The 5,090-nt window shown below is 67.6% G+C and carries 6 protein-coding genes; 2 read left to right on the top strand and 4 right to left on the bottom strand.

The window, feature by feature from the left end:
* On the bottom strand, nt 1–1,707 hold a 1,707-nt coding region (locus AC1DYI_RS25980), incomplete at its 3' end, for a heavy metal translocating P-type ATPase (protein WP_477207026.1).
* A 237-nt stretch (nt 1,708–1,944) separates the two neighbouring features.
* On the opposite strand from AC1DYI_RS25980, the gene AC1DYI_RS25985 reads away from it, so the two are divergent.
* Both AC1DYI_RS25985 and AC1DYI_RS25990 read left to right on the top strand, forming a co-directional pair.
* A complete protein-coding gene (locus AC1DYI_RS25985) occupies nt 1,945–2,148 on the top strand; it encodes a heavy-metal-associated domain-containing protein (protein ID WP_477207021.1) in 204 nt (67 codons plus the stop codon).
* Nucleotides 2,149–2,316: 168 nt separating this feature from the next.
* Complete coding sequence (locus tag AC1DYI_RS25990; protein WP_477207022.1) at nt 2,317–2,976, top strand: peroxiredoxin; 660 nt, start codon at nt 2,317–2,319, stop codon at nt 2,974–2,976.
* 98 nt (nt 2,977–3,074) lie between these two features.
* Here AC1DYI_RS25990 and AC1DYI_RS25995 read toward each other — a convergent pair whose 3' ends face one another.
* From AC1DYI_RS25995 to AC1DYI_RS26005, 3 genes are all read right to left on the bottom strand, one after another.
* Nucleotides 3,075–3,983 carry a DMT family transporter gene (locus AC1DYI_RS25995; protein WP_477207023.1) on the bottom strand — a complete coding sequence of 303 codons (909 nt, stop codon included), beginning with the start codon at nt 3,981–3,983 and terminating at the stop codon, nt 3,075–3,077.
* Nucleotides 3,980–4,552 carry a methylated-DNA--[protein]-cysteine S-methyltransferase gene (locus tag AC1DYI_RS26000; RefSeq protein ID WP_477207024.1) on the bottom strand — a complete coding sequence of 191 codons (573 nt, stop codon included), beginning with the start codon at nt 4,550–4,552 and terminating at the stop codon, nt 3,980–3,982. Before AC1DYI_RS26000 ends, AC1DYI_RS25995 begins: the two co-directional genes overlap by 4 nt.
* Nucleotides 4,549–5,090 (bottom strand): DNA-3-methyladenine glycosylase family protein (locus AC1DYI_RS26005; protein WP_477207025.1); only part of this gene is annotated, 542 nt, incomplete at its 5' end. The genes AC1DYI_RS26005 and AC1DYI_RS26000, both read right to left, overlap by 4 nt.

The raw sequence follows: 5,090 nt of genomic DNA on the forward strand, positions 1-5,090 counted from the left end.
GGCTGCGAGTACGCCGCGCGCGGCGCCCAGTTCGTCCAGCAGGCGTCTGCTGCCCAGTGCCAAGGCTCGGCCTTGCACCACGGCCTGCACGCCGCGGCCGGGCAGGGCCTGGGCCTGTTGCGCGCCGGGCACCGTCAGCGCATCGTCGCGCGCGGCGGCCATCACCGCGCGGGCCAACGGGTGCTCGCTCGTTTGCTGTAGCCCAGCGGCAAGGCTCAGCACCTCGCTGCGCGATGTGGCGCCCGCCGGCAACACGGCGACCAGCGCCGGCCGCCCTTCGGTGAGCGTGCCGGTCTTGTCCAGTGCCACCGCGCGGACCGAATGCGCCAGTTCCAGCGCCTGTGCGTCCTTGATCAGGATGCCGTGGCGCGCGGCCACGCCGGTGCCGGCCATGATGGCCGTGGGCGTGGCCAAGCCCAGCGCGCAGGGGCAGGCGATGACCAGCACCGCGACGGCGTTGATCAACGCGCGCTCAACCTCACCGGTGGCGCCCCACCAGCCCAGGAAGGTCAGCAACGCGATGCCCAGCACGACCGGCACGAACACCGCGCTGACGCGGTCGACGGTGCGCTGGATCGGCGCCTTCTCGGCCTGCGCCGACTCGACCAGCCGGATGATGCGCGCCAGCGTGGTCTCGGTGCCGATGGCGGTGGTTTTCACCAGCAGCAAGCCTTCGCTGTTGATCGCGCCGCCGGTGACATGGTCGCCCGCGCTCTTGGTCACTGGCAGGCTCTCACCGGTGATCAGCGATTCGTCAACGTGGCTGCCGCCCTCGACGATGTCGCCGTCGACCGGGATGCGCTCGCCGGGCCGGATCACCACCAGGTCCCCAACGATCACCTGCGCCACCGGCAACTCGAGCTCGGCACCTGCGCGCCGCACGCGGGCGGTGGCCGGCCGCAGCGCATTCAGTGCGCGGATGGCGTCTGTGGTTTGGCGCTTGGCACGTGTTTCGAGCCACTTGCCCAGCAGCACCAGCGTGATGACCGCGGCGCTGGCCTCGAAGTACAGGTGCGCCATGCCGTGGTCGCCATGGCGAAGCAGCTGAAACAACGAGAGCCCGTACGCTGCCGAGGTGCCCAGCGCCACCAGCAAGTCCATGTTGCCGGTGCCGGCGCGCACGGCCTTCCAGCCCGCGCGGTAGAAGCGCGCACCGAGGCCAAACTGCACTGGCGTCGCCAGCAGCATCTGCGCCCAGCCGCCCAGCATCCACATGAGGCCGAACAGTTGCAGCAGCATCGGTGCGACCAGCGGCAAGGTCAGCAGCGCACTCAGTGCGACCGGCCACCACTCGGGCAGGTGGCGCGCCTTGGTTTGAACGAGATCGGCCGGCTCGACCGCGGAATAGCCGGCCTTGGCGACAGCCGCCTGCAGCGTGGCCACCGACACGTTGGCCAACACCTGCACGCTGGCTTGCTCGGTCGCCAGGTTGACGGTGGCTCGCAGGACACCCGGCACCTTGGCCAGCGCCTTCTCGACGCGCCCCACGCAGGATGCGCAGGTCATGCCTTCGATCTTCAAAGTCAGCGACTGCTGCCGCACCTCGTAGCCAGCGCGGTGCACGGCCTGTGTCAAGGTCGCCGGGTCGGTGCCGGCTGCAGCATTGACCGAAGCCTCCTCCGTCGCCAGGTTCACACTGGCCGCAGCCACGCCAGGGACCGCTTTGAGCGCCTTCTCGACGCGGCCGGCGCAGGACGCACAGGTCATGCCGGCAATCGGCAGGCGCCAGGTCGATACGAAGGCGGCTGTGTTCATGGTCGGTGGGCTGAAGAGGGTGGGATGGCAGCCATCATCAAGCTTCCCATGATGGTAGGGTCAAAGCATGCACCGCAGAATCCACATTTCCTTTGAGGTGAATCAAGCCAGGGGCTTGAGCTTCCCACCGTAGCAAGCTGGACACTGGCGGCCGACACCTTTCCCCATTTGCAGAAACTGGAGCCAGCATTGATTGCCTTCGACGTGAACGACATGAGCTGTGGCCATTGCGTGGGTGCGATCACCCAGGCGGTGAAGTCGGTCGACCCAGCGGCGCAGGTCGAGGTCGACCTCGCCAGCCACCGGGTGACGATCCAGACGGCACAGGCCAGCGAGCAGGCGCTGGCGGATGCCATCCGCGAAGCCGGCTACACGCCGCAGCCGGTGGCCTGAGACCAGGCGCGCGCGTCCCCTCGGTGCCGCTGCCTTCTCCGGCCACAGCGAGCAGCTGTCAAGTGCACATCCACAGCCGCCGAATGCATAACCTTATTGGCCGCATAAGCGCTACGATCATCGGCTCAACAGACCATCCCTTGGCCCTTTGACTCGGAGGCATCCCCTATGTCCCTGCGCATCAACGACGTCGCGCCGAACTTCACGGCGCAAACCACCCACGGCCAGATCGACTTCCATGAATGGATCGGTGACCAGTGGGCGGTGCTGTTCTCGCACCCGAAAGACTTCACCCCGGTCTGCACCACCGAACTCGGCTACATGGCCAAGATCGAGCCGGAGTTCAAGAAGCGCAACGTCAAGCTGATCGGCTTGTCGATCGACCCGGTGGACGACCACGAACGCTGGGCCCACGACATCGAGGAAACTCAAGGGTCAGCGGTCAAGTACCCGATGATCGGCGACACCGACCTGAAGGTGGCCAAGCTCTACAACATGCTGCCGGCTGAAGAGGCCGGCACTTCGGCTGGCCGCACTGCAGCCACCAACGCCACTGTGCGCTCGGTCTTCATCATCGGCCCGGACAAGAAGATCAAGCTGATGCTGACCTACCCGATGACCACCGGCCGCAACTTCGATGAAGTGCTGCGGGTCATCGACTCGATCCAGCTGACCGCGAAGCACAAGGTGGCCACGCCGGCCAACTGGAAAGATGGCGAAGACGTGATCATCGCCGGCTCGGTGTCTGACGAAGACGCGAAGACGCTGTTCCCGCAGGGCTGGAAGACCGTCAAGCCCTACCTGCGCGTGGTCAAGCAGCCGAAGTAAAACTCGGCGCCGGGCGCGCAGTCGTCGCGCCCGGACTCACGGAAACCCGGCACCATGCCGGGTTTTTCTTGTCTGGGAATTGCCGTCCTGCTGATCAGTTAGCTCGGCTCGCGCCCGAACTTCAACGGCAGCGCCGGCTTCCACACCCCGGTGACCAGCGAGGTGCCGATCAGCACCACCACGCAGGCGCCGATCATCGTGGCGTTGACCGCTTCGCCGAGGAACAGCCCGCCCCAGGCGATCGCGAAGCCCGGGATCAGAAAGGTCACGCTCAGCGCGTTGCCAGCGCCGATGTTCGCGATCAACCGAAAGAACAGCACGTAGGCCACGCCGGTGCACACCAGCGCCAAGGCCGCCACGGCGCCCCAGGACTTTGCGCCCGGCATCGTCGCCGGCCAGTGCCAGAGCATCAAGGGCAACAGCACGATCGCCGCCGAGAGCTGGCTGCCGGTGGCCAGTGCCATCGCCGGCACCCCGGTCAACCAGCGTTTGGTCATGCTGGCGGCCAGGCCGTACATCATCGTTGCGACCAGACAGGCCAGCACCGCCAGGCCGCTGCTGGCGCCGCTCGCGTCGGGCTTGAAGCTGGCCTTGTCCCAGGCCAACCACAGTACGCCGCCAAAGCCGATCGCAAGGCCCATGAGCTTGTGGACATTCGGCCGGTCTTTCAGCCACCACCAGGCAAACACCACGCCCCACAGCGGCGTGGTGGCGTTGAAGATCGACGACAGGCCGCCGGTGATGGCCAACGCGGCGTAGCTGAAGCACAGGAACGGGATCGCCGAGTTGACGATGCCCACGACTGCGATGGCACGCCAGTGCTGGCGCAGCGCAGCCCATTCACCGCGCCGCCACAGCAGCGGCATCAGGAACAGCGATGCGCCGAGCACGCGCAGGCCGGCCAGCGCGAACGGGCCAAACTCGGCGGCCCCCATGCGCAGGAACAGAAACGAAGCGCCCCAGATGGCGGCGAGCAAAAGCAGTTCAATCGTGTCGCGGGGTTTCATGCAAACAAGGCTTCCTGGTGGGTGACCAGCTTGGTGGTTCGGGTCGGGGCACGGGCCAGCGGCTTCGTGGGCCAGCGGCCTTCGCGTTGCAGCAGATTCACTTTGCGGTCCAGCCCGCCGGCATAGCCAGTGAGTGAGCCGTCGCTGCCCAGCACACGGTGGCAAGGGATGAGGACGCTCAGCGGGTTGCGGCCGACTGCGGCGCCTACGRCGCGCACGGCCAGCGGCTTGTGGATCTGCGTGGCGAGCGTCGTATACGTGCTGGAGTGGCCGGCCGGGATGTCCAGCAGCGCCCGCCAGACGGCGCGCTGGAACTCGGTGCCCTGCGGGTCCATCTTCACGTTGAAGTGGCGGCTGGTGGCGTCCTGCCAGTAGGCATTCAGCTCTTCCGCGGCCTGCTGGATGAACGCGTTGTCCGGATCCTCCGGCGCGTCGAGTGCCCCCGGGTGATGGGCTTGGTCGGTGAACCAGGCACCGGCGAGGCCTTGCGCGGTGGCGGCCAGCAGCAACGGGCCGAGCGGGCTGTCGATCGTGGCCTGGGCGACCAGGGGAGAGCGGGTGGTGTTCATGCGGAGACCTCTTCTTTGCGCCGTGGCGAGCGCTTCGGTGCCGGTGGCGGGGCGTTGTCGACCAGCGATTGCCACAGTTGCATCACGGCGTAGGACCGCCACGGCCGCCAGGCTTCGGCCTGGGCTGCGGCGGCTGCGGGGTTGGCGGCGCCCAGCGCACGCATCACGCCGATGTCGCTGGCTGGGAAGGCATCGGGCCAGGCCAGCACCCGCAGCGCGACCAGCTCGGTGGTCCAGGCGCCGACACCAGGCAGTTCACCCAGCGCGGCCAATGTCTCGGCCATCGGTGCGGCAGGCGAAAGGTCGATGCGGCCATCGACCACCGCGCGCGCCAGGGCCTGGATCGCACCGACGCGGGTGCGCACGATGCCCAATGTGCCGATCGAATCGGGCGTGGCCTCGGCCAGCGTGGCGGCGCTGGGAAAGAGCTGCGTCAGGCCGTCGAACGGCGTCTCGATCGGTTCGCCGAAGCGGGCCACCAGCCGTGCGGCCAGCGTGCAGGCTGCCGCCACCGTGACCTGCTGGCCGAGGATCACAC

Source organism: Ideonella sp. P3_A4 (genome assembly GCF_056403075.1).